The following is a 23,451-nucleotide window of genomic DNA, read 5'->3' as shown; positions in this document are numbered from 1 at the left end:
GTCAGTCTCCGGCCGGCGCGACCGCCGGGTTCATGGCCTTGAGCGAGGCGAGCCGCGCGCGCATCCCGCGGCTTGCGCGCGGCCCCGCGATGACGACCGCATCGGCAAGTGTAATCGGGCGCATGTCGGTGGCATCGACGACCACAGGATCGAGCGGGCGACGATCGTCGCGGTTCGCCAGCACGATGGATTCGCCCTTCGGCGCCAGATGCCTGTTGCCCCAGGCAAGCAGCGCCACGATCACGGGAAAGAAATCCCGCGCCTTGTCCGTCAGCACATATTCGTAACGCGGCGGCCGCTCATGATAGCGCCGTCGCACGAACATGCCGCTCGCGGTGAGATGCGCAAGCCGCCGCGACAGGATGTTCGGGGCGATCCCGAGGCTCTGCGAGAACTCGTCGAACTTCGTGGCGCCCTGGAACGCGTCCCGCAGGATCAGGATGCTCCACCATTCGCCGACGGTCTCCACGGCGCGGCCGACCGGGCATTCCAGGATGGAGGACGATTTGGGCTGCATGGCGGGAAGGTAGGAGAGTGGCTTGCAAAAAGCAAGTGACTGGGCCGCCGGTCGCAGGCGCGGGGGAGCGGGCCGCGAGAATGCGAGACCATATCTGATGAGACATGAGTTGGCCGTCTAGCAAACCACTCGCGTGCCCCGGACGCAGCGCAGCGCCTCTTGGCGGTGCGCTGCAGAGCCGGGGCCCATGTTGGTGTGGTGTCGGGTGGGTCCCGGCTCAGCGCAGCAGCGTTTCACGCTGCAGCGCGTCCGGGGGATGGAGCAGCGCGCACCCCTCCATCGCCGTCACCCTGAGGCGCTCGTCTGGCGACGCGTTGGCGTCGCTGGGCGAGCCTCGAAAGGCGACAGCCCGGCTGCATCTCGGCCGTGCATCCTTCGAGGCTCGCTACGCGAGCGCCTCAGGATGACAGGATTAACGGCGGTGCGAAAGCGATATGAGTATCGGCGCCTAATGCGACCGCGCCAGGCAGAACGCCACGACCTGCTCCAGCGCGCTCTTCATCGGCGAGGACGGGAACAGCGCCAGCGCGTCCACCGCCATGGCGCCGTAGTGCTGGGCGCGGCTCAGCGTGTCTTCCAGCGCGCGGTGCTTGTTCATCAGGCCGATGGCGTGGTCGAGGTCGGTGTCGCCGATCTCGCCGCGCTCCAGCGCCTTGATCCAGAAGGCGCGCTCGGTGTCGTTGCCGCGGCGGAAGGCGAGCACGACGGGCAGCGTGATCTTGCCCTCGCGGAAATCGTCGCCGGTGTTCTTGCCGAGCTTTGCGCTCTTGCCGCCATAGTCGAGCACGTCGTCGACGAGCTGGAAGGCGATGCCGAGATTCATGCCGACCGAGCGGCAGGCGGTCTGCTCCGCCTTCGGTCGGTTGGCGATCACAGGGCCGACCTCGCAGGCGGCGGCGAACAGCTCGGCGGTCTTGCCGCGGATCACGGCGAGATATTCGTCCTCGGTGGTCGCGGTGTTCTTGGCAGCCGCAAGCTGCATCACCTCGCCCTCGGCGATGGTGGCGGCGGCCGCCGAAAGAATATCGAGCGCACGCAGCGAGCCGACCTCGACCATCATGCGAAACGCCTGGCCGAGCAGGAAGTCGCCGACAAGCACGCTCGCCTCGTTGCCCCAGAGCATGCGCGCCGACAGCTTGCCGCGGCGCATCTCGCTCTCGTCGACAACGTCGTCGTGGAGCAGGGTCGCGGTGTGCATGAACTCGACGGACGCCGCGAGCTTGATGTGGCCGTCGCCGGTGTAGCCGGCGAGGTTGGCCATGGCGAGCGTCAGCATCGGGCGCAGGCGCTTGCCGCCGGAGGAGATCAGATGGTTGGCGACCTCCGGGATCATGGTCACGTCAGAACCGGTCCGCGACAGGATCGTGGCGTTGACGCGCTCCATGTCACCGGCGACAAGGGCAACCAGCTCTTCGATCGACGCGCCGGGAGTTTCGAAAGGTACGATGACGGCCACGCCGGTCTCCAATATTTGCCCCGGAGGGGCTATTCTGATGGAAATACAATAGAAACTGGAGGCGGATGCGGCAAGTGCTGCGGAACCATTGACATTTGCCGCTTTAACCCCTTCAGGCAGGAGACCTGCTTTGCGCGAACTGGTTCGGACCAACGATATGGTGCTGGTGTCAGCGATCGGCGCGCTGCTCGACGGCGCCAATATCCATCATCTGGTGCTGGACCAGAACATGAGCATCATCGAGGGCTCGCTCGGCATCCTGCCGCGGCGGATTCTGGTCCATGAGGACGACGCACTCGAGGCCAGGGTGCTCCTCACCGAGGCCGGCCTCGCCTACGAATTGCGCGGCGATGATTGAGGCGCCGGCAGACATCACCGAGGACGCCTTTCTCGGCGGCCGATTGCGGCTGAAGCAGAAGCGGTCCGGCCACCGCGCCGGCCATGACGCCATCCTGCTCGCGGCGGCGACGGAGGCGAGGGCTGGCGACCGCGTGGTCGATCTTGGCGCCGGCGTAGGCACGGCCGGGCTGGCGCTCGCCCGGCGCGTGGCGGGGATCAGCCTCAGCCTGGTCGAAATCGATCCGGAACTCGCGCAGCTTGCGCGCGCCAATGCGGCGGCGAATGCGATTGCAGCCGAGACGATCGTGCTCGATGTCACGGCCGATGCGTCGGCCTTTGCGGACCAGGGGCTCTTGCCTGACAGCGTCGATGCGGTGCTGATGAACCCGCCTTTCAACGATCCGGCACGCCACCGCGGCTCGCCGGATCAGGCGCGCCATGTCGCGCATGTGGCAACGAGCGAGACGCTGGATGCCTGGGTACATGCGGCGCGGCGCATCCTCCGATCGAATGGCGCGCTGACATTGATCTGGCGTGCAGATGGGATCGCGGAGATCTTGGCAGCGCTGTCACGCGGCTTCGGCAGCCTGTCGATCCTGCCGGTTCATGGCGAGGCGGCTCGGCCGGCGATCCGCGTGCTGGTGCGCGCGGTCAAAGGCGGCCGGGCCCCGACGCGATTGCTGCCGGGCCTCATGCTTAACGAAGAGTCACGCCTGCCTAAAAAAGAGGTGATGGAAGTTCTGGAGGGGAGGGCAGTGTTGCCGCTGGCGGAGCCGTGAAAGCCTACTGCGGAAGCGATTCCGACTGCTGTTCCTGCGCGGATGTCAGGCGAATCGCCGTGAAAAGCGCACCGATCAGCAGCATCAGCAGATAGATCTTCATGGCGTTTCCTCCGCTGCTTCATTGCAGCTTCCCAACGGACAAACTGCAAAACACGTTCCAGGCACTTCCAATGACAGTCGCGTGATAAAAAATGGTTAATCAGAGGTAACGGCATGGCCGAACAATTGAACGATCGTGAGAGTTCCGGCCTGGCCGACAAGCTCCTGCAATATCTGCCGGCGCGCTTCCGGCCCGGCACGGCGGTGGTGCCGGTGGTGCGGCTGTCGGGCGTGATCGGCGCGGTGACGCCGCTGCGCCCGGGCATGTCGCTCGCGGGCGTCGCGCGGGTGCTGGAGCGGGCCTTCTCGATGCGGAATGCCAAGGCGGTGGCGCTGGTGATCAATTCGCCCGGCGGCTCGCCGGTGCAGTCGCGCCAGATCTATCTTCGCATCAAGCAGCTCGCGGCGGAGAAGAAGCTTCCGGTGCTGGTGTTCGTCGAGGACGTTGCAGCGTCGGGCGGCTACATGATCGCCTGCGCTGGCGACGAGATCATCTGCGATCCGTCCTCGATCCTCGGCTCGATCGGCGTGGTCGGCGGCAGCTTCGGTTTCCAGGAGGCGATCAAGCGGCTCGGCATCGAGCGGCGTCTCTATACCGCCGGCGCAAACAAGGCGATGCTCGACCCGTTCCTCCCCGAAAACCCCGATGACGTCGCCAAGCTGAAGGCGATCCAGCGCGAGATCCACCAGATCTTCATTTCGCTGGTGAAGGAGAGCCGCGGCGCGCGGCTGAAAGGCGCTGACGACACCCTGTTCACGGGCGAATACTGGGCCGGCGAGACTGCGGTTACGCTGGGGCTGGCCGACAGCATCGGCGACCTCCGCTCAACTCTTCGTGCCCGCTATGGCGAGAAGGTTCTCACCCCCGTGATCGCGCAGCCGGGCGGGCTTCTGTCCGGACTTCTGGGGCGGAGACCGGCCGGGGCAGGCCAGCTTTCGGCCCCGGAATCAATGGCCGGGCTGCCGGACGAGCTGATCTCGGCGGTCGAAACCCGGGCGATTTGGGCGAAATTCGGGTTCTAGGCGGAGCTGCTCCCGCGCCATTTGGTCCGGCCCGAGCCAATTGCGGCGCGGCCCGGTCTGCGCAAGAATGCGTGTGGGGGCTGAGCACTGTGAACAAGGAACGACCGATGCCGCCGTTCGTCGCTTTCGCGGGCGTCCTGGGTGGGCTTGCCGTGGTCCGCTGGGCCTACAAGACCGCTGTCCGGATCAACCATGAGCTGGAGGAGATGCGCCTCTCGCGCGTCGCCGAGGCCGCCCATGCCGGGGATATCAAGACGCTGAAGCAGGACCCCGTGACCGGGGCTTACCGGCCGGGTTAGGGGCCTCACACACCTCTGCCGTAGGGTGGGCAAAGGCGCTTTTGCGCCGTGCCCACCACCTTTCTCGGCGCAGATGTAGATGTGGGCACGCTTCGCTTTGCCCACCCTACGGCACCGCGCTCCGGCGATGGCCATTCGGCCTGAATCCACCCCCTTCGCCTTGATTCCCATTCCCGCCGTCGATACGGTCCCGCGCGATTCAAAACCCCCGCGAGAGCCTGATCTGACGATGGACGCCTCATTGCCCGCCCATATGCGCCCGGAACGCTCGTTCCAGGGCTTCATCCTCGCGCTCCAGCGGTTCTGGGCCGAGCAGGGCTGCGTGATCCTGCAGCCCTACGACATGGAGATGGGCGCAGGCACCTTCCATCCGGCGACCACCTTGCGCGCCCTTGGCCCCAAGCCCTGGAACGCGGCCTATGTGCAGCCGTCGCGTCGGCCCAAGGACGGCCGCTACGGCGAGAATCCGAACCGGATGCAGCACTACTACCAGTTCCAGGTGATCATGAAGCCGTCGCCGCCCAACCTTCAGGAGCTGTACCTGAAGTCGCTCGCCGCGATCGGCATCGATTCGGCCGTGCACGACATCCGCTTCGTCGAGGACGACTGGGAGAGCCCGACGCTGGGGGCCTGGGGCCTCGGCTGGGAGTGCTGGTGCGACGGCATGGAAGTCAGCCAGTTCACTTATTTCCAGCAGGTCGCAGGCTTCGAATGCGCGCCGGTCGCCGGCGAGCTCACCTACGGGCTCGAACGCCTCGCGATGTATGTGCAGGGCGTCGACCGCGTCTATGACCTGAACTTCAACGGCCGCGACGGCGACGCCAGGGTCACCTATGGCGACGTCTTCCTGCAGGCTGAGCGGGAATACTCGAAACACAATTTCGAAGTCGCCGACACCGCGATGCTGTTCGAGCAGTTCAAGATGGCGGAAGGCGCGTGCAGAAAGTACCTGGAGGCAGGCTGGAAGGACGGCAAGCGCGAGGCGCATCTGATGGCGCTGCCGGCCTATGACCAGTGCATCAAGGCAAGCCACGTCTTCAACCTGCTCGACGCCCGTGGCGTGATCTCGGTGACCGAGCGGCAGAGCTACATTCTGCGTGTGCGCGAATTGGCAAAAGCCTGCGGCGAGGCCTGGATCCATACCGAAGCGGGCGGAGCGGCCTGATGCCCGATCTTTTGCTTGAACTCTTCTCGGAAGAAATCCCCGCGCGCATGCAGGCCAAGGCGGCCGACGATCTGCGCCGCATGGTCACCGACAAGCTCGTCGCCGAAGGCCTGGTCTACGAAGGCGCCAAGGCCTTCGCGACGCCGCGCCGCCTCGCGCTCACCGTGCACGGCATTCCCGCGCGCCAGCCCGACCTCAAGACCGAGCGCCGCGGACCGAAAATGGGCGCACCCGATGCTGCCGTGCAGGGTTTTCTGAAGGCGACGGGCCTTGCTTCACTTGACGAAGCCAAGATCCAGCGCGACCCCAAGGGTGATTTCTACATCGCGCTGATCGAGAAACCCGGCCGCGCCGCGATCGACGTGCTCGCCGAGATTCTGCCGGTGATCATCCGCACCTTCCCCTGGCCGAAATCGATGCGCTGGGGCGCGCGGTCCGGCAAGCCCGGCTCGCTCAACTGGGTGCGTCCGCTGCACGCGATCACGGCGACCTTCGGGCTCGAGACCGAAGATCCCGATGTCGTGAAGTTTGCGGTGGACGGCATCGAGAGCGGCCAGACCACCTACGGCCATCGTTTCATGGCGCCGGATGCGATTTCTGTCCGCCGGTTCGAGGACTACGACGCGAAGCTGCTTGCCGCGAAGGTCGTGCTCGACCCCGAGCGCCGCAAGGACGCCATCCTGACCGACGCCAAGCAGCTTGCGTTCGCGCAGGGCTTCGACCTCGTCGAGGACCAGAACCTGCTCGACGAGGTCGCGGGCCTCGTCGAATGGCCGGTCGTGCTGATGGGCTCGTTCGAGCCGGAATTCCTGGCGACGCCCGCGGAAGTGATCCGCGCCACCATCCGCAACAACCAGAAGTGCTTCGTCGTCAGCGATCCCAAGAGCAATCAGGGCAAGCTCGCCAACAAGTTCATCCTGGTCGCCAACATCGAGGCCACCGACGGCGGCAAGACCATCATTGCCGGCAACGAGCGCGTGATCCGCGCGCGGCTGAGCGATGCGAAGTTCTTCTACGAGACGGACCTGAAGACGAAGCTGGAAGAGCGTCTGCCGAAGTTCGAGCAGATCGTGTTCCACGAGAAGCTTGGCACGCAGGCCGCGCGCATCAAGCGTATCGAGCGGCTTGCGGCGGAGATCGCGCCGCTGGTCGGCGCCGATGTCGCCAAAGCGACGCGTGCCGCGCATCTGGCAAAGGCGGATTTGCTGACGGAGGTCGTCGGCGAATTTCCTGAAGTGCAGGGCCTGATGGGCAAGTACTACGCGCTGGCCCAGGGCGAGGATGAGTCCGTAGCCGCCGCCTGCGAAGAGCACTACAAGCCGCAGGGGCCCGCGGATCGCGTGCCGACCGATCCGGTCAGCGTCGCGGTCGCGTTGGCGGACAAGATCGACACGCTCGTCGGGTTCTGGGCGATCGACGAGAAGCCGACGGGGAGCAAGGACCCCTACGCGCTGCGTCGCGCGGCGCTGGGTGTGATCAGGCTGATTGCCGAGAACGCGCTGCGTCTGTCGCTCACCAAGGTGGCGTCGTCGGCACTCGCCGGTCTGTCGGTGAAGGCTGCCAATGCGCAGAAGCTTTCGAGCGATCTGCTCGCCTTCTTCGCAGACCGCCTGAAAGTTCAGCTGCGCGAGCAGGGCGCACGTCACGATCTCGTCGACGCCGTGTTCGCGCTCGGCGGCCAGGACGATCTCCTGATGGTCGTTCGCCGTGTCGATGCGCTCGGCAAATTCCTTGAGACCGACGACGGCAAGAACCTGCTCGCCGGCATCAAGCGCGCCAGCAATATCCTCGGCATCGAGGAGAAGAAGGACAAGCGCAGCTTCGATGGCGCGCCCGATGCTGCGCTCTATGGCCTCGACGAGGAGAAGGCGCTGGCGAAGGCGATCGGCGAGGTGACGGCGGAAGCAAGTGCCGCGGTCGCCAGGGAAGACTTTGCCGCGGCGATGACCGCGATGGCAAAGCTGCGTCCGCCGGTCGATGCGTTCTTCGAAAAAGTTCGCGTCAATGACGACGATGCGAAGGTGCGTGAGAACCGCCTGAAGCTGCTGAACGAGATCCGCAGCGCCACGCGGGCGGTGGCGGATTTCTCGAAGATCCAGGATTGAGGCACAGTCGCGCGGCAAACACCACTATCATTCCGGGGCGCGCGAAGCGCGAACCCGGAATCCATCGTGCCGCGCGTGACGTTGAGAAATGGATTCCGGGCTCGCGCCAAGTGGCGCGCCCCGGAATGACGCAAAAAAGCCCCACCCGGCGGGGGGAAGACCGGGCGGGGCCTGATGTCCGCAACAAGCTGCACGCGCCAGCCTGATTGAAGTGACGCGCCGGACATCGAGTTGTGCAGAGCGTTTTCGAGCGAAGTGGGGACTGGTTCGCGTGACGAAAACGCGTCCAAACAAGAGCTAGTCCATCACCTCGACGATGCGCCGCGAACGCGGCTCGACCAGCACGGTCGCGCCGTTCACGACGGTGTAGCGATAGGTCGTGGCGCCGAAACGTTGCGGTACGTCATAATAGGTGACGCCGCTCTCGGGTAAGGTGCTGCCGACCACCACGCGATCTGGAATGCTGAAGGCCGGTACACGTTGTTCGACGACATAGTCTCGGAAGGCCGGCCGCTGTTCGACCGCAATCGTCGGGCCACTATCGACCACGACGGGCGCGCGTCCCACTGTGATTCCGGTTTGCGCCTGCGCCGCGACGGGCGAACCGATCGCGGCCGCGAGCGCTGCAAGAGCAAGAATCCTGTTCCGCATGCAAAACTCCTTGGACATGATTTCAGCCGGCGCCAGCGGCGCGACCGGTTGGCCAATGCATGCCCCCTTCGCAATGTTCCGGGAAAGCCTTGCCGCATCAGCGGCAATTTCGGGCAGTTTTCGCGAAGCCGGGAACCCGCTCGCCTCTTGCGCGTCTCTACCCGCGGAACCCGGTCCGCTATGATCCGCCAGCGATTCGCCTTAACGTACGGAAAGACAATTCATGCACATCACCGTCGCCCACATTTCGCCGATCCTGTCGCTGCTTGCGGGCGTGCTGATCCTGATCATGCCGCGCCTGCTCAACCTGATCGTCGCGATCTTTCTCATCATAAATGGCGCGATCGGGCTCGGATTGTTGAAGTGGCTCCATCTCTAGGCCTTCATTTTCCGGAACTCTTCGACTTGCGCGACCCTGCCCAAAGTGGTGTAAGGCGCGCGATTTCCCATTCCTCTCGCAGGTTGTGTGCAAGCTATGGCCAAAGCCGCCTCGAAGCCTAAGAAACTCCCAGCGAAATCAAAGCCTTCCGCCAAGGCGAAGGCCGCGCCGGCGGCCCGAAAGGCGCTGTCGAAGACTGCCCCGAAGCCCGTTGCAAAGGCTGTTGCCAAGCCCGCAGCCAAGCCGGCTGCGAAAGCTGTGACCAGGCCCGTTGCTCCGAAGGGCGCTGCCAAGCCAGCGCCGAAGAAGGCAGCCCCCGCCAAGGCGGCGCCAGCCACGGCCAAGGCCGGTAAGTGGGTCTTCACATTCGGCGACGGCAAGGCCGAAGGCCGCACCGAAATGCGCGACCTGCTGGGTGGCAAGGGCGCCAATCTCGCCGAGATGGCCAATCTCGGCCTGCCGGTGCCTCCGGGCTTCACCCTCCCGACCTCGGTCTGCACCTACTTCTACGCACACGACAAGTCCTACCCCAAGGAATTGCAGTCGCAGGTTGAGAAGGCGCTCGACCATGTCGGCAAGTTGACCGGCAAGATCTTCGGCGACACCAAGAACCCGCTGCTCGTTTCCGTGCGCTCCGGTGCGCGCGCCTCGATGCCGGGCATGATGGACACCGTGCTCAACCTCGGCCTCAACGACCAGACCGTGGAAGCGCTGTCGGAGCTGTCGGGTGACCGCCGCTTCGCCTACGACAGCTATCGCCGCTTCATCACCATGTATTCGGACGTGGTGCTCGGCTTCGAGCATCATCACTTCGAGGAAATCCTGGACACGTTCAAGGACAGCCAGGGCTATACGCTCGACACCGATCTGTCCGCCGAGGACTGGGTCGATCTGGTCGGCAAGTACAAGGACGCGGTCGCGCGCGAGACCGGCAAGGACTTCCCGCAGGATCCGCACGACCAGCTGTGGGGCGCGATCGGTGCGGTGTTCTCATCCTGGATGAACGCGCGCGCGGTGACCTATCGCAAGCTGCACGACATTCCGGAATCCTGGGGCACCGCGGTCAACGTGCAGGCCATGGTGTTCGGCAACATGGGCGAGACCTCGGCCACCGGCGTCGCCTTCACGCGCAACCCCTCGACCGGCGAGAGCAAGCTGTACGGCGAGTTCCTGATCAACGCGCAAGGCGAGGACGTGGTGGCGGGCATCCGCACGCCGCAGGACATCACCGAAGAAGCGCGCAGGGAATCCGGGTCCGACAAGGCGTCGATGGAAGCGGCGATGCCGGAGGCCTTCAAGGAGCTGACGCGGATCTACACGTTGCTCGAGAAGCACTACCGCGACATGCAGGACATGGAGTTCACGGTCGAGCAGGGCAAGCTGTGGATGCTGCAGACCCGCGGCGGCAAGCGGACCGCGAAAGCGGCGCTCCGCATCGCGGTCGAGCTCGCCAACGAAGGCCTGATCACCAAGAAGGAAGCGGTGATGCGGATCGATCCGGCTTCGCTCGATCAGCTGCTGCATCCGACCATCGATCCCAACGCCAAGCGCGACGTGATCGCGACGGGCCTGCCGGCTTCGCCTGGTGCGGCTTCCGGCGAGATCGTGTTCTCCTCGGACGAGGCGGCCAAGCTTCAGGCCGACGGTCGCAAGGTCATTCTGGTCCGCATCGAGACCAGCCCCGAAGACATCCACGGCATGCATGCCGCCGAAGGCATCCTGACCACGCGCGGCGGCATGACCTCGCATGCTGCGGTGGTCGCGCGCGGCATGGGCAAGCCCTGCGTCTCCGGCTGCGGCACCATCCGCGTCGATTACGGTCGCGGCACCATGAGCATCGGCTCGCGCAGCTTCAAGACCGGCGACGTCATCACCATCGACGGCTCGCTCGGTCAGGTGCTCGCCGGCCGCATGCCGATGATCGAGCCGGAGCTCTCCGGCGAGTTCGGCACGCTGATGAAGTGGGCCGACCAGGTCCGCAAGATCGGCGTGCGCGTCAATGGCGATACGCCGGACGACGCCCGCACCGCGATCAAGTTCGGCGCGGAGGGCATCGGCCTCTGCCGTACCGAGCACATGTTCTTCGAGGAGACGCGCATCCGCACGGTGCGCGAGATGATCCTCTCCGAGGACGAGCAGTCGCGCCGCGCCGCGCTAGCCAAGCTGCTGCCGATGCAGCGCGCCGACTTCGTCGAGCTGTTCGAGATCATGAAGGGCCTGCCCGTCACGGTCCGCTTGCTCGATCCGCCGCTGCACGAGTTCCTGCCGCACACCCATGCCGAGGTCGAGGAAGTGGCGCGTGCCATGAACACCGACCCGCGGCGCCTCGCCGACCGCGCGCGCGAGCTCTCGGAATTCAATCCGATGCTCGGCTTCCGCGGCTGCCGTATCGCGATCGCCTATCCGGAGATCGCCGAGATGCAGGCGCGTGCGATCTTCGAGGCGGCGGTCGAGGCCGAGAAGCGCACCGGCAAGGCCGTCGGCCTCGAGGTGATGGTACCGCTGATCGCGACCAAGATGGAGCTCGACCTCGTCAAGGCGCGTATCGACGCCACCGCGAAGGCGGTGATGCGCGAAACCGGCACCAAGATCGCCTATCAGGTCGGCACCATGATCGAGCTGCCGCGCGCCTGCCTGCTCGCGGCCGAGATCGCGGAGAGCGCCGAATTCTTCTCGTTCGGCACCAACGACCTGACGCAGACCACCTACGGCATCAGCCGCGACGACGCCGCGAGCTTCCTCGGCACCTACGTGTCCAAGGGGATCCTGCCGATCGATCCGTTCGTCGCGCTCGACCAGGAAGGCGTCGGCGAGCTCGTCAAGATCGGCGTCGCGCGCGGCCGCAAGACGCGGCCCAAGCTCAAGGTCGGCATCTGCGGTGAGCACGGCGGCGATCCCGCCTCGGTCGCCTTCTGCCACAACATCGGCCTCGACTACGTCTCTTGCTCGCCCTACCGCGTGCCGATCGCCCGCCTCGCAGCGGCGCAAGCTGCGCTCGGCAAGGCGGTCGCGAGCCAGGCGTAAGCGATTTCAAATGTTGAATGCGAAGAGGCGGGGCTTTGGCCCCGCCTCTTTCGTTTTGCGCGCTGCGCTCGCAATGACGAGTGTGTGCAACAGCGGGAACTCATCGCGCGTCCCGTAATGATACGCACGTGCAAGGGTTCCTTCACCATTCGCGTTGACCGATTGTTTACCGCTTGACGTCAGCGGACATTTACCACGCTCGCAATCACCCCGTGAAAACACCTGAGACCGCTTGAGTGTGCCGCGCGCGCAACGTCGATTAACGCCCCGGCAACCTAAATTAGATACTCACGAGAAAGATCGAATTGCACGGATGTACTGCATCTCGATTTTTGTAAGCGTAGCGTGAGCGTATCGATGTCTGTGTTGCGTAACCATCCGAAGGGCGCGCGGTTCGCGTCCTTCGGCATCGGTCTCTGCATCTTCGCATTGATGCCGAGAGAGACCGGCTATCAGGATATTGCCTCCCTGCTGGCGCGTCAGCCCGGCGTCGCCGAGCGTTGGCAGAAGCAGGTGTTCTCCGCGGCGTCCTCGATTCAGCTCGCCACCTACAGTTTTTCCCGTCCCATCGGCACGTCGGTTCCGCAGAGCGCGATGGTTCGCCTCGCGAGCCTCGACGGTCGCGACGTCACCGGCGCGCTCGGCCGTAATCCGGCGCTGCAGGCCCCGCCGCGCTACCAGGCCGCCGATTTTCCCAAGGTCGATCGCTCCATGAAGGGTGACCGCCTCGCAACCGTGACGCCGACGCAGGCGCCCGAGACGGCCACACCTAGCGCAGCACCAGCGGGCCAGGATCCGGCGAACTCGAACAGCTCGGTGTTCGGCGCCAAGACCGTCGCGTTGCCACAAGCAATGTCGCCCGAGTCCGCAGCCGCACTCGATCCCGAGCTCGCGGAAGCGCTGCGCGCGCCGCCGCTGCCGCAATACACCAATGCGCCCCAGGCCAGCGACCTCGCGCGCTCGTTCGCGGTGCAGCCGCTGGAGGCGCTGAAGCGAGCCACCGCGCCGACCACGCCCGTGCGCGATCCCTTCAGCGTCAAGACCTCGAACCTGTTCTTCGGCAGTTCTTCGCTCGGCGGCAGTGTCGAGAGCATCGAGAGCTGGCAGCCCGGCGCAGAGCCGCTGATCGTGATGCCGGATCCCGACATGAAGGTGACGGCCTCGCTGTCACCGCCGACGGAGGCGATCGCTGGGGATATCGAGAGCGGCGAGAGTGTCGCGCCGAAGGGCGAGGTCAATGCCGACAACCAGCGCGCCAGATCGCCGGCCGAGCGGCTGGGACTCGACGACAAGTCGCGCGCGAAATCGGAGAAGTGTCTCGCCGAAGCGGTCTATTTCGAGTCCCGCGGCGAGGCGGTTCGCGGCCAGATCGCGGTGGCGCAGGTGGTATTGAACCGCGTATTCTCCGGCAAATATCCCGACACTGTGTGCGGCGCGGTCTATCAGAACAAGCACCGCCATCTCGCCTGCCAGTTCACCTTTGCCTGCGACAACAATGCCGACGTGATCCGCGAGCCCGAGATGTGGGAGCGCGCGAAGAAGATTTCGAAGGCAATGCTCGACGGCCAGGTCTGGCTGCCCGAGGTCGGCAAGTCGACGCACTATCACGCCTATTGGGTGCGCCCGTCCTGGGTCGCCGAGATGAAGAAGATGTACAAGACCGGCGTGCACACCTTCTACCGTCCGCGCGCCTGGGGCGACGGCAGCGAGGAACCGAGCTGGGGCACCCCGGCGCAAACCGCCGCGCTCTCCGCCGAGCTCGCGCAGGAAGCCAAGAGTTCCGCCGAGATGGGTGTGAGCGAGCGAAGGTAGCATTCACAAGAGTTCGTCATGCCCGGGCTTGTCCCGGGCATCCACGTTCTTTGTACCGAGTTGCAGGGCGTGGATGGCCGGGACAAGCCCGGCCATGACGGAGAGGGAAGCCGGCCTCACGCCGCGATATCCAGCGCACAGTCGAAGTTCGGCGCCGAATGCGTCAGCGCGCCAGATGACGCGTAGTCGACACCCGTTGCTGCAATCGCCGCGATCGACTCCAGTGTGATCCCGCCGGATGCCTCCAGCTCGAGGCGGCCCTCGTTGAGCTTGACGGCCTCGCGCAGGGTCGCGAGATCCATGTTGTCGAGCAACACGGCGTCAGCCATGTCGCTGTCGAGCACCTCGCGCAGTTGCGACAGCGTATCGACCTCGATCTCGACCTTGACGAGGTGTCCGGCACGGGCGCGGGCGCGCTCCAGTACCGGGCGGATGCCGCCGGCGACCGCGATGTGGTTGTCCTTGATCAGGATCGCATCGTCGAGGCCGAAGCGGTGGTTGAAGCCGCCGCCGCAGCGCACCGCATATTTCTCCAGCGCACGCAACCCCGGCGTGGTCTTTCGCGTGCAGCAGATGCGCATCCTGGTGCCTTCGGTGCGCGCGACGTAATCGGCCGTCAGCGTCGCGACGCCGGACAGGCGGCCGACGAAGTTCAGCGCGGTCCGCTCGGCCGCCAGAATGGCGCGCGCCGGGCCCGTGATCGTCAGCACCTGCTGCCCGCGGGCAACGCGTGCGGCGTCGCGGACATTCGGGCGCACCTCGATGTCGGGCGAGAGCTTTTGCAGCGTCGCCAGCGCCAGCGGCAAGCCGGCGATCACGCCGGACTGCCGCGCCACCAGGATCGCCTGCGCCTTGCTCGCTTCCGGAATCGTCGCGAGCGAGGTGATGTCGCCGGCGCGGCCGAGATCCTCGTCGAGTGCGCGCTGCACGGCCGCGTCGATCGCGAGCGGCGAGAGGAAGGCATCGGGATAGAGCAGTGAGGTCGGGTTGATCATGGGGGGCCTCCTTCAGGCGATCATGGGTTGCGCGGTGCGCGGCTGGAGATGCTCGCTCAAGCTCTCCGCCACCGCGCGCGCTACGGCGAGCGTGGTCATCGTTCGTTGCGCCAATGCGGGCACATCCGCCGGATGATCGATGCGGAAATGGGCACCGCGGCTCTCGCGCCGGCTCCACGCCGAGACGGCGACCAGCAGGGCCGTTGTCGCCATGTTGCGGACAGGGATGCTCGTGGCTTCGCGCTCGAGCGCGGCGAAGCTGCGCACCGACTCGGCAAGTCCGTCACCGTCGCGGATCACGCCGACGCGCGCGCTCATCATCGCCCGCAGCCGCTTCACGGCCACCGCATCCGGTGCGCCGGTGCGCGGCGTCACCAGTCCGTCGGGGAGGCGGGCAGGCGAGGGGATGGCGCGGCCGGCGATGTCGTCGGCGATGCGGGCGGCATAGACCACGGCCTCGAGCAGCGAATTCGAGGCAAGCCGGTTGGCGCCATGCGCGCCGGTCGACGACACTTCGCCGCCGGCCCAGAGACCGTCGATCGAGCTGCGGCCGCGTGCATCCACTGCGATGCCGCCCATGTGGTAGTGCGCGGCCGGTGCGATCGGGATGGCCTGTATCGCGGGATCGATACCGGCGGCGATGCAGCTCGCATGCACCGTCGGAAATCTGTCGGCGAAGCGGCTGCCCAGCGCATCGCGCGCATCGAGGAACGCGCCCCGTCCGGCCGCGATCTCCGCGAACGCGCCGCGGGCCACGATGTCACGTGGTGCGAGCTCGGCGAGTGGATGGAGCGCCGCCATGAAGCGCTCGCCATGGTTGTTGACCAGCGTCGCGCCTTCGCCGCGCAGCGCTTCGGTCGCGAGCGGCGCCGGGTCGCGCCCGGCCATGATGGCGGTCGGGTGGAATTGCACGAATTCGGGGTCGGCGATGACAGCACCGGCGCGCGCGGCGATCGCAAGGCCCGATCCGCTGGCCTCATCCGGATTTGTGGTGACGGCATAGAGATGGCCGATGCCCCCGGTCGCGAGCACCACCGCGCGCGAGGCGATCATCGTCGGCCTCGCCGAGACGTTTCCAGCCTCGCGCAATTGCAGGCCGCTCACCGCGCCATCCTCGGTCAGCAGCGCTTCGGCGACAAAGCCTTCGATCAGGCGGATCGACGGCGTGCGGCGCACGGCGTCGCTCAGTGCTGCGATGATCGCCGCGCCGGCTCCGTCGCCGCGCACATGCACGATGCGCCGCGCCGAATGCGCGGCCTCCCGCCCGACAGCGAGACGGCCTTCGAGATCGCGGTCGAACGGCACGCCATAGCCGAGCAGATCGTGGATCCGCGCCGCGGCCTCGCGCGCGATCCCGAGCGCGACCGCCTCATCGACGATGCCGCCGCCGACCGCGATGGTGTCGGCGGCATGCGCTTCCGGCGTATCGCCCTCGGCCATTGCGGCGGCGATGCCGCCTTGCGCCCAGGCGGAAGATGCGCCCTGTCCGAGCGGAGCCGCCGAGATCAGCGTCACCGGCCGTGGTGCGAGTTTCAGCGCGCAGAAGAGTCCAGCGAGCCCGCCGCCGACGATGACGACGTCGTCGGTGCTGCGGGTGAGGTTGTGGATGTTTGTCATGAACGTCTCCATCTACCCTGCCGTCGTCCCCGCGAACGCGGGGACCCATACGCCGCGGCGGATGTTGTTTAGCGAAGCTCTGCAACGCCTTTCTTCGCCAGACATCGTCCTGTGGTTATCGCGACGAGCGTAGAGCGCTCGCGCGGGGGACCCGGATCTGCGCTTCGCTTGTCCGGGACGACAGCTGTGTGTTTTGCTAGTTCTTCAGATTGATCATCCGCTCGACCGAGCGCCGCGCCCGTTCCGCAAGCACCGGATCGATCGTCACTTCCTCGCGCAGCGTCAGCAGGCTCTCCAGGATGTTGGATAGCGTGATGCGCTTCATGTGCGGGCAGAGATTGCAGGGGCGCAACATCTCCACGTCAGGCAGCTCGGCGCGCACATTGTCCGCCATCGAGCATTCCGTGATCATCACGAGCCGCCGCGGCCGCTTTTCTCGGACCCAGTTGATCATGTGCGCGGTCGAGCCTGTGAAGTCGGCCTCCGCCAGAACGTCCGGCGGGCATTCGGGATGCGCGATGATCTGCACCGACGGATCGGCCTCGCGATAGGCGCGCAGCTCCTCGCCCGTGAAGCGCTCGTGCACCTCGCAGGCGCCCTTCCAGGCGATGATCTTCACGTCGGTCTTCGAGGCGACGTAGGTCGCAAGATAGCGATCGGGCAGGAAGATGACGCTGGGCGCGTTCAGGCTCTCGACCACTTGCACTGCGTTCGACGAGGTGCAGCAGATATCGACCTCGGCTTTCACCTCCGCCGACGTGTTGACATAGGCAACCACGGGCACGCCGGGAAATTTTTCGCGGAGCAGGCGGACGTCCGCACCCGTGATGCTGGCGGCGAGCGAGCATCCGGCGCGCGAATCCGGGATCAGCACCGTCTTGTCCGGATTGAGCAGCTTCGAGGTCTCCGCCATGAAGTGTACGCCGCACTGGACGATGATGCCGGCCTTCACCCTGGAGGCTTCGACGGCGAGCTGGAGCGAGTCGCCGCCGATGTCGGCGACGCCGTGAAAGATCTCCGGCGCCTGGTAATTGTGCGCGAGGATCACTGCGCCGCGCGCCTGCTTCAACTCGTTGATCGCCTTGATGGTCGGCGCCATCAGCGGCCATTCGATCGGCGGGATCACGTGCTTGATGCGCTCGTAGAGCGGCGCGGTGGCCCGCTCGACCTCCGGCGTCCATTCCAGCGAGGGCATCGGCAGTGCGGGGCCCGACCGCGCCGGCGCGGGGCGGGGCGGGATGGTGGATTGGCCCTGAGGCCGGTTGGCAAAGTCGTCGGGGCCGTAAAGTCCAGTGATCGGCATCGAAGCCTCCCGTACATATCAATTATGCTCATTATGAGTATATTTGGAGCCTGAGAAATCCGGCCGAGAGGCCGGGTGGGATTTCATTAGGACTTCGATATGCTCAATATGAGTAGATTGAAGGTAACACGCGACTGACGCGGCTGCCAGCCCTCGCCGGACACATTCTCGTCAAAACACGATCGCCGTCTCCGAGCGAGGCCTCGAAGAAACGCAATGCTCCGGCAGCAGCTCTTCGTAGGACGCAATCATTTTCGGCTTGGGATTTCCATGCACTTGCATTAAACGCCTGACTCGCGGTTGCCTATTCCGGACCCGCCAGCGACAGATGAGGAAGCGTATGTCGACACAAGCGGGCGAGCTCGGTCCGGTTTCCCGGCCTTCCTCCTGGCGCACGCCGGCGATCATCATTCTCTGCGGCTGCGCCATCGGCATGCTCGGCTTCGGCCCGCGTTCGGCACTCGGTTTCTTCGTGCAGCCGATGAGCCATGAGTTCGCCTGGGGCCGCGACGTGTTTGGCCTAGCCATTGCCTTCCAGAATTTGTTGTGGGGATTGGGCCAGCCGATCGCCGGCGCGGTCGCCGACCGCTTCGGCCTGTTCCGGGTGATGTCCGTTGGCGCTCTGCTCTATGCTGGCGGCCTGCTCTTGATGCGCTACTCCTCGACGCCGCTGTCGCTCGACATCGGCGCGGGCGTGATGGTCGGCTTTGGCCTCGCCGGCTGCTCGTTCAATCTGGTATTGTCGGCGTTCAGCAAGCTGTTGCCGGCCGAGAAGCGCGGCCTTGCGCTTGGCGCCGGCACCGCGGCGGGCTCGTTCGGCCAGTTCCTGTTCGCGCCGATCGGCGTGGCGCTGATCGACAATTTCGGCTGGCAGCAGGCGCTCACGGTGTTCGGCTTCCTGATGCTGCTGATCATCCCGCTGTCGCTGGCGCTCTCGACGCCGCCGGTTGCAAGCACGGCCAACGCTGCGCCCGCGGATGAGCAGACCTTCACCAAAGCGCTTTCCGAAGCCTTCGGGCATCGCTCCTACGTGCTGCTGGTGCTCGGCTTCTTCACTTGCGGCTTCCAGCTCGCTTTCATCACCGTGCATCTGCCGGCCTTCCTGGTCGATCGCGGCATCTCGACGCAAACCGGCGGCTGGGTGATCGCGGCCATCGGCCTGTTCAACATCATCGGCTCGCTCAGCGTCGGCTATCTCCAGAACTCGCTGCCCAAGCGCTACATCCTCTCCGTGATCTATTTCACCCGCGCGCTTGCGACGCTGGCCTTCATTTCGTTCCCGATCACGCCGTTCTCGGCAATTGCGTTCGGTGCATTCTCCGGACTGACCTGGCTGTCGACGGTGCCGCCGACCTCGGCGCTGGTGGCGCTGATGTTCGGCACCCGCTGGCTCGCCACGCTTTACGGCTTCGCCTTCGTCAGCCATCAGGTCGGTGGCTTCCTCGGCGTCTGGCTCGGCGGCATCGTGTTCGAGAAGTTCGGTTCCTACACGCCGATCTGGTGGCTCTCGATCCTGTTCGGTGTGCTCTCGGCGCTGATCAATCTTCCGATCGTCGAGAAACCGGTTCAGCGAGCGGTTGCGCAGCCGGCCTGATCGGCTAAACATCGCCTGAAACAAGTCAGGGAGTTCTTGCTGTGGCCACGTTCAAAGCGATCCGGATCGACAAGGCGGACAAGGGCACCACCGCGCAGCTGGCGCAGTTCGACGAGGCCGAGCTGATGGACGGCGACGTCACCGTCCACGTGGAATGGTCGACGCTGAACTACAAGGACGGCCTCGCGTTGACCGGCAAGGCGCCGGTGGTGCGCCGCTTCCCGATGATCGCCGGCATCGATTTCGCAGGCACCGTCGAAGCGTCCTCGCATCCGCAATGGAAGGCCGGCGACAAGGTCGTCTGCACCGGTTGGGGCATGGGTGAGACCCATCTCGGCGCCTATGCGCAGAAGGCGCGGGTGAAAGGCGACTGGCTGGTCGCTCTTCCGCAGGGCCTGTCGGCGCGCGACGCCATGGCGATCGGCACCGCCGGCTTCACGGCGATGCTGTCCGTGCTGGCGCTGGAGAAGCACGGCCTCTCACCGAAGGGCGGCCCCGTGGTGGTCACGGGCGCGGCGGGCGGCGTTGGCTCGGTCGCCATCTCCGTGCTGTCGAAGATCGGCTACCACGTCATCGCCTCGACCGGGCGCGCCTCGGAAGCGGACTATCTGAAAGGGATCGGCGCGGCCGAGATCATCGACCGCAATGAATTGTCGGCGCCGGCCAAGCCCCTGGCCAAGGAGCGTTGGGCGGGCGGCGTGGACAGCGTCGGCTCGACCACGCTGGCGAATCTCCTGTCGATGACGAAATACGGTGGTGCGATTGCGGCCTGCGGCCTCGCGGCCGGCATGGACCTGCCGTCTTCTGTCGCACCCTTCATTTTGCGCGGGGTGTGCCTTCTCGGCATCGATTCCGTGATGTGCCCGATCGAGCCGCGCAAAGCCGCCTGGCAGCGCCTGGCGTCCGATCTGGATCGGACAAAACTCTCTGAAATTACTCACGAAATTTCGCTCGATGAGGTTCCGGAGTGGGGCGCGAAAATCCTGGCCGGCCAGGTCCGCGGCCGCATCGTGGTAAAAATTGTTTAACGACGTTCAGACTTTACCAACCAAGCTGCTTCAATGTCGCCATGGTTAGTATGGTAAGCAGCGGGTAAAGAGATAAGGCATCGCCCGCTGCGGGGGTTGGTTCGGAGTAGAGCATGCTTGCGCGTATTGTGTTGGGGGCTGTCACGGCGGCAGTGACGATTGCGCCGGCCATTGCCGGAGGCATGAACGCCGACGAGGCGCGCCGTTTCGTGGCCGGTAAGGTGTTCGCCTTCACCTGTTTCGACGGTACCCGCGGCGCAGGCCGCATCCTGGAAGACCTCGGCGCCGCCGGTGCGGTGCAGTTCTCGGGCGCAGGCCCGGTGAAACACCTCCGCCTTCCCGGCAACACGCTCCAGATCCGTGGCCAGAACGTCTGCGCCTCGATCAAGGGCATCCCGTTCGAGCCCTGCTTCAATCTGGAGAAGACTGACGATCGCAGCTTCCGCGGCTCGGTGTCGGGCATGGGCTTCGCCTATTGCGACTTCCACCATCAGGGCGGCAATCAGATGCTGATGGCGCGTGCCGTGGCGCGTCCGCGCTCGCTGCGCTCGTCGGAGCACACCGGCTCCGTCGGCGCGCCCAACACCGAAGTCGCCGCGCGCGTCGAGACACCGCGTGTCGAGAGCACCCGGCTCGAACCGGTGAAGTCGGAAGCCAAATCTGAACCTGCGAAGAACGACGCTCCGCTGGAGCTGCGCCGTTCCACCCAGTGATCTGGCTGTGCGGGACTCTTCGCACACCTTCTCGTTGAAGATCTTCATGCACAGCAAAGCCGCCGCGCCGTAGTCGTACGGACGGCGGTTTTCATGCGTTGGTAGCGACTCGCGCCGCAGTTTGCGTAGGGCCGGGGGGCATAAGGTTACCACGATGTCGCTGTACTTCTTTCGCATCAGCACCGGTCGCTATTCCGGCGCAGCCGATCAGCCGTACGAGTTCGAGGATCGCGCGGCCGCGTGGACCGAGATGACCGAGGTCTGCGCCAATCTGCTCGGCACCATCGCGCGCGGCCTCAAGCGGGATGCCGAGTGGCGGATGGAGCTGCTCGACGAGAACAAGACGCCTGTGTTTCGCATCAGCCTCGTCGGCGAGACGATGGGCTGAGGAGCGATAGCGTCGACTGGCTGAAGGCCTGCAAATTCGCGAAGCATCTGCGTTCTGCACGTGAAAGCTGCGCAAGTTCGATAATTTGAGCAGCGAATTCCGTATTTCTACCCGGGGCGCGGCGGCTGCACTTAACGTTAACGAGTGGCCTGCCGGTTAGCCTTCCCGGGCTATTCACGCGCTTCGTCGCGGCAATGCGTATCCCGGGAATACTTCAATGATGTTCATTCAGAACCTGCGAATTGGCACCAAGCTCGCCGTCACCTCGGCGCTGACCATCGCGCTCGTCGCGCTGATGATCCTCCTCCAGATGCGCGGCGATGCGGATGTCCAGAGGCTCAGTAGCGGGGCGTCGGGACAGCAGGCGATTGCGCAAAATGCTGCGGAAGCCAAGGCTTCGGTCCGCGGGATGCAGATCGGCATTCGCGACATCCTGACGTCGTCCTCGCTCGCCGAATTGCAGAAGACCGTCGCCTATTTCAACGATCGGCAGAGGTCAGCCCTGCAGTACGCGGGCGAGATGGCGAAGCTCTCCCGTTCGCCGGAGAACCGAAAGCGGATCGACCGTCTGACCGAGCTGGTCGGCAATTTCAGCAAAGGCCAGCAGCAGATCGAGGCGATCCGCAGGCAAGAGCTCGCGCTCGAAGGAAAAAAGGACGGCGAAGCGGCGGCGCAATTCGCGAAGCTGGTGGCCGAGGTCGATGGCATCCGCAAGGGGACTCTGGCGCCGATCAATCAAGAGATATCGGAACTGACCGACCAAATCACTGGTTTCGCCAAGAAGAGGAGTGCCGATGCTCGCGCCGAAGCGGAAGCAGAAGCTGAATCGGTTGCTCGGACGTCGTTCATCACCGGCGTGCTGGTTGCGCTTGTCCTGATCGGCGCCTGCATCTTCTCCGTCTTCAGCATCGCGCGTCCGATGCGCGCGCTGACGTTCGCGATGGAGAAGCTTGCCGGCGGCGATTTCTCGGTCGTGCTGCCCGGTCTCGGCCGCAAGGACGAGGTCGGAGAAGTTGCCGGCGCCGTCGAGAAATTCAAGGTCGTGTCCGAGCAGAAGGCGCGCGAGGAAGCGGAAGCCAAGATGCGGCAGGACCAGATCGCAGCCGAGCAGCGCAAGTCGGAGATGCGCAGGCTCGCCGACAGTTTCGAATCCGCGGTCGGCGAGATCGTCCACACGGTGTCGTCGGCATCGAACGAGCTCGAGGCGTCGGCCACCACGCTCACCTCGACTGCTGAGCGCGCGCAGGGGGTGACGGCCGTGGTTGCTGCGGCCTCCGAGGAGGCATCCACCAACGTTCAGTCGGTCGCGTCGGCGACAGAGGAGCTGTCGTCCTCGATCACCGAGATCAGCCGGCAGGTGCAGGAATCCGCCCGGGTCGCCAGCGAGGCGGTCGGGCAGGCCCGCACCACGACCGATCGCGTCAGTGAGCTGTCGCAGGCGGCAACGCGGATCGGCGATGTCGTCGAGCTGATCAACACCATCGCAGGCCAGACCAATCTGCTGGCGCTCAATGCCACGATCGAGGCGGCCCGCGCCGGTGAAGCCGGCCGCGGCTTCGCGGTCGTCGCTTCCGAAGTCAAGGCGCTGGCGGAGCAGACCGCGAAGGCAACCGGCGAGATCGGGCAGCAGATCGCGGGCATTCAGACCGCAACCGAGCATTCGGTCGGCGCTATCAAGGACATCAGCGACACCATCGAAAGGTTGTCGGAAATTTCCTCGACCATCGCGGCGGCGGTGGAAGAGCAGGGCGCGGCGACGCAGGAGATCTCCCGCAACGTGGCGCAGGCCGCGCAAGGCACCCAGCAGGTCTCGTCCAACATCACCGACATCCAGCGCGGCGCAAGCGAAACCGGATCGGCGTCCTCGCAGGTCCTGTCCGCGGCGCAGATGCTGTCCAGCGACAGCGATCGTCTCAAGCTCGAGGTCGGCAAGTTCCTGGAGACGGTACGCGCGGCCTGACACGCCCACGCTCGGTTCCGATTTGATCCAGCGACCGTCGCGCCTGAAGCGCGGCGGTCGTTTTCTTTTATATTGCTGCCTGAGGGAGTCGTGCGCGAATGCTGCAAAGCGGTATCCGTACGGCTGCGTTGCAACACGGGATGTCGGTCCTGCTGCAACGCATGATTGCGGAACGTTGAACGCCGGCGATAGCGAAGCCGTA

Annotated in this window: 20 protein-coding genes; 14 read left to right on the top strand and 6 right to left on the bottom strand. The window is 65.4% G+C overall.

Annotated elements, in window-relative coordinates:
- Position 1: 1 nt before the first annotated feature.
- Together F8237_RS07230 and F8237_RS07225 are read right to left on the bottom strand one after the other, a co-directional pair.
- Positions 2-517 carry a winged helix-turn-helix transcriptional regulator gene (locus F8237_RS07230; protein ID WP_151643238.1) on the bottom strand — a complete coding sequence of 172 codons (516 nt, stop codon included), beginning with the start codon at positions 515-517 and terminating at the stop codon, positions 2-4.
- A 448-nt stretch (positions 518-965) separates the two neighbouring features.
- Positions 966-1,973: a polyprenyl synthetase family protein gene (locus F8237_RS07225; RefSeq protein WP_011085318.1), complete on the bottom strand. Its 1,008-nt coding sequence runs from the start codon at positions 1,971-1,973 to the stop codon at positions 966-968.
- 130 nt (positions 1,974-2,103) lie between these two features.
- Here F8237_RS07225 and F8237_RS07220 point away from each other — a divergent pair, with 130 nt between their 5' ends.
- The 6 genes from F8237_RS07220 (at position 2,104) to glyS (ending at position 7,785) form a co-directional block, all read left to right on the top strand.
- Positions 2,104-2,331, top strand: a complete 228-nt coding sequence (locus tag F8237_RS07220; protein WP_151643236.1) for a putative signal transducing protein — start codon at positions 2,104-2,106, stop codon at positions 2,329-2,331.
- On the top strand, positions 2,324-3,091 hold the full coding sequence (locus F8237_RS07215) for a tRNA1(Val) (adenine(37)-N6)-methyltransferase (protein WP_151643234.1): 768 nt from the start codon (positions 2,324-2,326) through the stop codon (positions 3,089-3,091). Before F8237_RS07220 ends, F8237_RS07215 begins: the two co-directional genes overlap by 8 nt.
- A gap of 216 nt (positions 3,092-3,307) precedes the next feature.
- Positions 3,308-4,216, top strand: coding sequence for a S49 family peptidase (locus tag F8237_RS07210; RefSeq protein ID WP_151643231.1), 909 nt, complete (start codon positions 3,308-3,310; stop codon positions 4,214-4,216).
- A gap of 107 nt (positions 4,217-4,323) precedes the next feature.
- Positions 4,324-4,515, top strand: a complete 192-nt coding sequence (locus F8237_RS07205) for a hypothetical protein (protein ID WP_151650477.1) — start codon at positions 4,324-4,326, stop codon at positions 4,513-4,515.
- Positions 4,516-4,744: 229 nt separating this feature from the next.
- Positions 4,745-5,680, top strand: coding sequence for a glycine--tRNA ligase subunit alpha (locus tag F8237_RS07200; RefSeq protein WP_151643229.1), 936 nt, complete (start codon positions 4,745-4,747; stop codon positions 5,678-5,680).
- Positions 5,680-7,785, top strand: a complete 2,106-nt coding sequence (gene glyS, locus F8237_RS07195; protein ID WP_151643227.1) for a glycine--tRNA ligase subunit beta — start codon at positions 5,680-5,682, stop codon at positions 7,783-7,785. Before F8237_RS07200 ends, glyS begins: the two co-directional genes overlap by 1 nt.
- 297 nt (positions 7,786-8,082) lie before the next feature.
- On the opposite strand, the gene F8237_RS07190 is transcribed toward glyS, so the two are convergent.
- A complete protein-coding gene (locus F8237_RS07190; protein ID WP_162005913.1) occupies positions 8,083-8,436 on the bottom strand; it encodes a DUF1236 domain-containing protein in 354 nt (117 codons plus the stop codon).
- A 223-nt stretch (positions 8,437-8,659) separates the two neighbouring features.
- Between F8237_RS07190 and F8237_RS07185 the strand changes: the two genes are divergently transcribed.
- The 3 genes from F8237_RS07185 to F8237_RS07175 all read left to right on the top strand — a co-directional run bounded on the left by F8237_RS07185 (position 8,660) and on the right by F8237_RS07175 (position 13,651).
- Positions 8,660-8,815 carry a DUF3096 domain-containing protein gene (locus F8237_RS07185; protein ID WP_007594951.1) on the top strand — a complete coding sequence of 52 codons (156 nt, stop codon included), beginning with the start codon at positions 8,660-8,662 and terminating at the stop codon, positions 8,813-8,815.
- Between the two features lie 96 nt (positions 8,816-8,911).
- The gene (ppdK, locus tag F8237_RS07180) at positions 8,912-11,839 is read left to right on the top strand and encodes a pyruvate, phosphate dikinase (RefSeq protein ID WP_162005912.1); all 2,928 of its coding nucleotides are present in this window, start codon (positions 8,912-8,914) and stop codon (positions 11,837-11,839) included.
- 357 nt (positions 11,840-12,196) lie between these two features.
- Positions 12,197-13,651 carry a cell wall hydrolase gene (locus tag F8237_RS07175; protein WP_162005911.1) on the top strand — a complete coding sequence of 485 codons (1,455 nt, stop codon included), beginning with the start codon at positions 12,197-12,199 and terminating at the stop codon, positions 13,649-13,651.
- Positions 13,652-13,767: 116 nt separating this feature from the next.
- Here the strand turns inward: F8237_RS07175 and nadC are convergent, their stop codons facing one another.
- The 3 genes from nadC to nadA all read right to left on the bottom strand — a co-directional run bounded on the left by nadC (position 13,768) and on the right by nadA (position 17,566).
- The gene (gene nadC / locus F8237_RS07170; RefSeq protein ID WP_151643221.1) at positions 13,768-14,646 is read right to left on the bottom strand and encodes a carboxylating nicotinate-nucleotide diphosphorylase; all 879 of its coding nucleotides are present in this window, start codon (positions 14,644-14,646) and stop codon (positions 13,768-13,770) included.
- Between the two features lie 12 nt (positions 14,647-14,658).
- Complete coding sequence (locus tag F8237_RS07165; protein WP_151643219.1) at positions 14,659-16,263, bottom strand: L-aspartate oxidase; 1,605 nt, start codon at positions 16,261-16,263, stop codon at positions 14,659-14,661.
- A gap of 196 nt (positions 16,264-16,459) precedes the next feature.
- Positions 16,460-17,566 carry a quinolinate synthase NadA gene (gene nadA, locus F8237_RS07160; protein WP_151643217.1) on the bottom strand — a complete coding sequence of 369 codons (1,107 nt, stop codon included), beginning with the start codon at positions 17,564-17,566 and terminating at the stop codon, positions 16,460-16,462.
- A 340-nt stretch (positions 17,567-17,906) separates the two neighbouring features.
- On the opposite strand from nadA, the gene F8237_RS07155 reads away from it, so the two are divergent.
- From F8237_RS07155 to F8237_RS07135, 5 genes are all read left to right on the top strand, one after another.
- Complete coding sequence (locus F8237_RS07155; protein WP_151643215.1) at positions 17,907-19,160, top strand: MFS transporter; 1,254 nt, start codon at positions 17,907-17,909, stop codon at positions 19,158-19,160.
- A 41-nt stretch (positions 19,161-19,201) separates the two neighbouring features.
- Positions 19,202-20,188 (top strand): acrylyl-CoA reductase (NADPH), encoded by a 987-nt coding sequence (gene acuI, locus F8237_RS07150; protein ID WP_151643213.1) that lies wholly within the window; start codon positions 19,202-19,204, stop codon positions 20,186-20,188.
- A 113-nt stretch (positions 20,189-20,301) separates the two neighbouring features.
- The gene (locus tag F8237_RS07145; protein ID WP_151643211.1) at positions 20,302-20,901 is read left to right on the top strand and encodes a hypothetical protein; all 600 of its coding nucleotides are present in this window, start codon (positions 20,302-20,304) and stop codon (positions 20,899-20,901) included.
- A gap of 154 nt (positions 20,902-21,055) precedes the next feature.
- Positions 21,056-21,289: a DUF6894 family protein gene (locus F8237_RS07140; protein WP_151643210.1), complete on the top strand. Its 234-nt coding sequence runs from the start codon at positions 21,056-21,058 to the stop codon at positions 21,287-21,289.
- Positions 21,290-21,506: 217 nt separating this feature from the next.
- Positions 21,507-23,249, top strand: coding sequence for a methyl-accepting chemotaxis protein (locus tag F8237_RS07135; protein WP_151643208.1), 1,743 nt, complete (start codon positions 21,507-21,509; stop codon positions 23,247-23,249).
- Positions 23,250-23,451: the final 202 nt, after the last annotated feature.

Origin of the sequence: Bradyrhizobium betae, assembly GCF_008932115.1 — a bacterium.
GTDB lineage: Bacteria > Pseudomonadota > Alphaproteobacteria > Rhizobiales > Xanthobacteraceae > Bradyrhizobium > Bradyrhizobium betae.
Note: the sequence above shows the minus strand (reverse complement) of the source record. Positions and strands in the feature narration are given on the sequence as shown.

Excerpts from the sequence above, each read along its gene's own strand:
- F8237_RS07230 (WP_151643238.1), bottom strand. The coding sequence starts at position 517 with ATGCAGCCCAAATCGTCCTCCATCCTGGAATGCCCGGTCGGCCGCGCC.
- F8237_RS07215 (WP_151643234.1), top strand. The coding sequence starts at position 2,324 with ATGATTGAGGCGCCGGCAGACATCACCGAGGACGCCTTTCTCGGCGGC.
- F8237_RS07210 (WP_151643231.1), top strand. The coding sequence starts at position 3,308 with ATGGCCGAACAATTGAACGATCGTGAGAGTTCCGGCCTGGCCGACAAG.
- F8237_RS07205 (WP_151650477.1), top strand. The coding sequence starts at position 4,324 with ATGCCGCCGTTCGTCGCTTTCGCGGGCGTCCTGGGTGGGCTTGCCGTG.
- F8237_RS07200 (WP_151643229.1), top strand. The coding sequence starts at position 4,745 with ATGGACGCCTCATTGCCCGCCCATATGCGCCCGGAACGCTCGTTCCAG.
- glyS (WP_151643227.1), top strand. The coding sequence starts at position 5,680 with ATGCCCGATCTTTTGCTTGAACTCTTCTCGGAAGAAATCCCCGCGCGC.
- F8237_RS07190 (WP_162005913.1), bottom strand. The coding sequence starts at position 8,436 with ATGCGGAACAGGATTCTTGCTCTTGCAGCGCTCGCGGCCGCGATCGGT.
- F8237_RS07185 (WP_007594951.1), top strand. The coding sequence starts at position 8,660 with ATGCACATCACCGTCGCCCACATTTCGCCGATCCTGTCGCTGCTTGCG.
- ppdK (WP_162005912.1), top strand. The coding sequence starts at position 8,912 with ATGGCCAAAGCCGCCTCGAAGCCTAAGAAACTCCCAGCGAAATCAAAG.
- F8237_RS07175 (WP_162005911.1), top strand. The coding sequence starts at position 12,197 with ATGTCTGTGTTGCGTAACCATCCGAAGGGCGCGCGGTTCGCGTCCTTC.
- nadC (WP_151643221.1), bottom strand. The coding sequence starts at position 14,646 with ATGATCAACCCGACCTCACTGCTCTATCCCGATGCCTTCCTCTCGCCG.
- F8237_RS07165 (WP_151643219.1), bottom strand. The coding sequence starts at position 16,263 with ATGACAAACATCCACAACCTCACCCGCAGCACCGACGACGTCGTCATC.
- nadA (WP_151643217.1), bottom strand. The coding sequence starts at position 17,566 with ATGCCGATCACTGGACTTTACGGCCCCGACGACTTTGCCAACCGGCCT.
- F8237_RS07155 (WP_151643215.1), top strand. The coding sequence starts at position 17,907 with ATGTCGACACAAGCGGGCGAGCTCGGTCCGGTTTCCCGGCCTTCCTCC.
- F8237_RS07145 (WP_151643211.1), top strand. The coding sequence starts at position 20,302 with ATGCTTGCGCGTATTGTGTTGGGGGCTGTCACGGCGGCAGTGACGATT.
- F8237_RS07140 (WP_151643210.1), top strand. The coding sequence starts at position 21,056 with ATGTCGCTGTACTTCTTTCGCATCAGCACCGGTCGCTATTCCGGCGCA.
- F8237_RS07135 (WP_151643208.1), top strand. The coding sequence starts at position 21,507 with ATGATGTTCATTCAGAACCTGCGAATTGGCACCAAGCTCGCCGTCACC.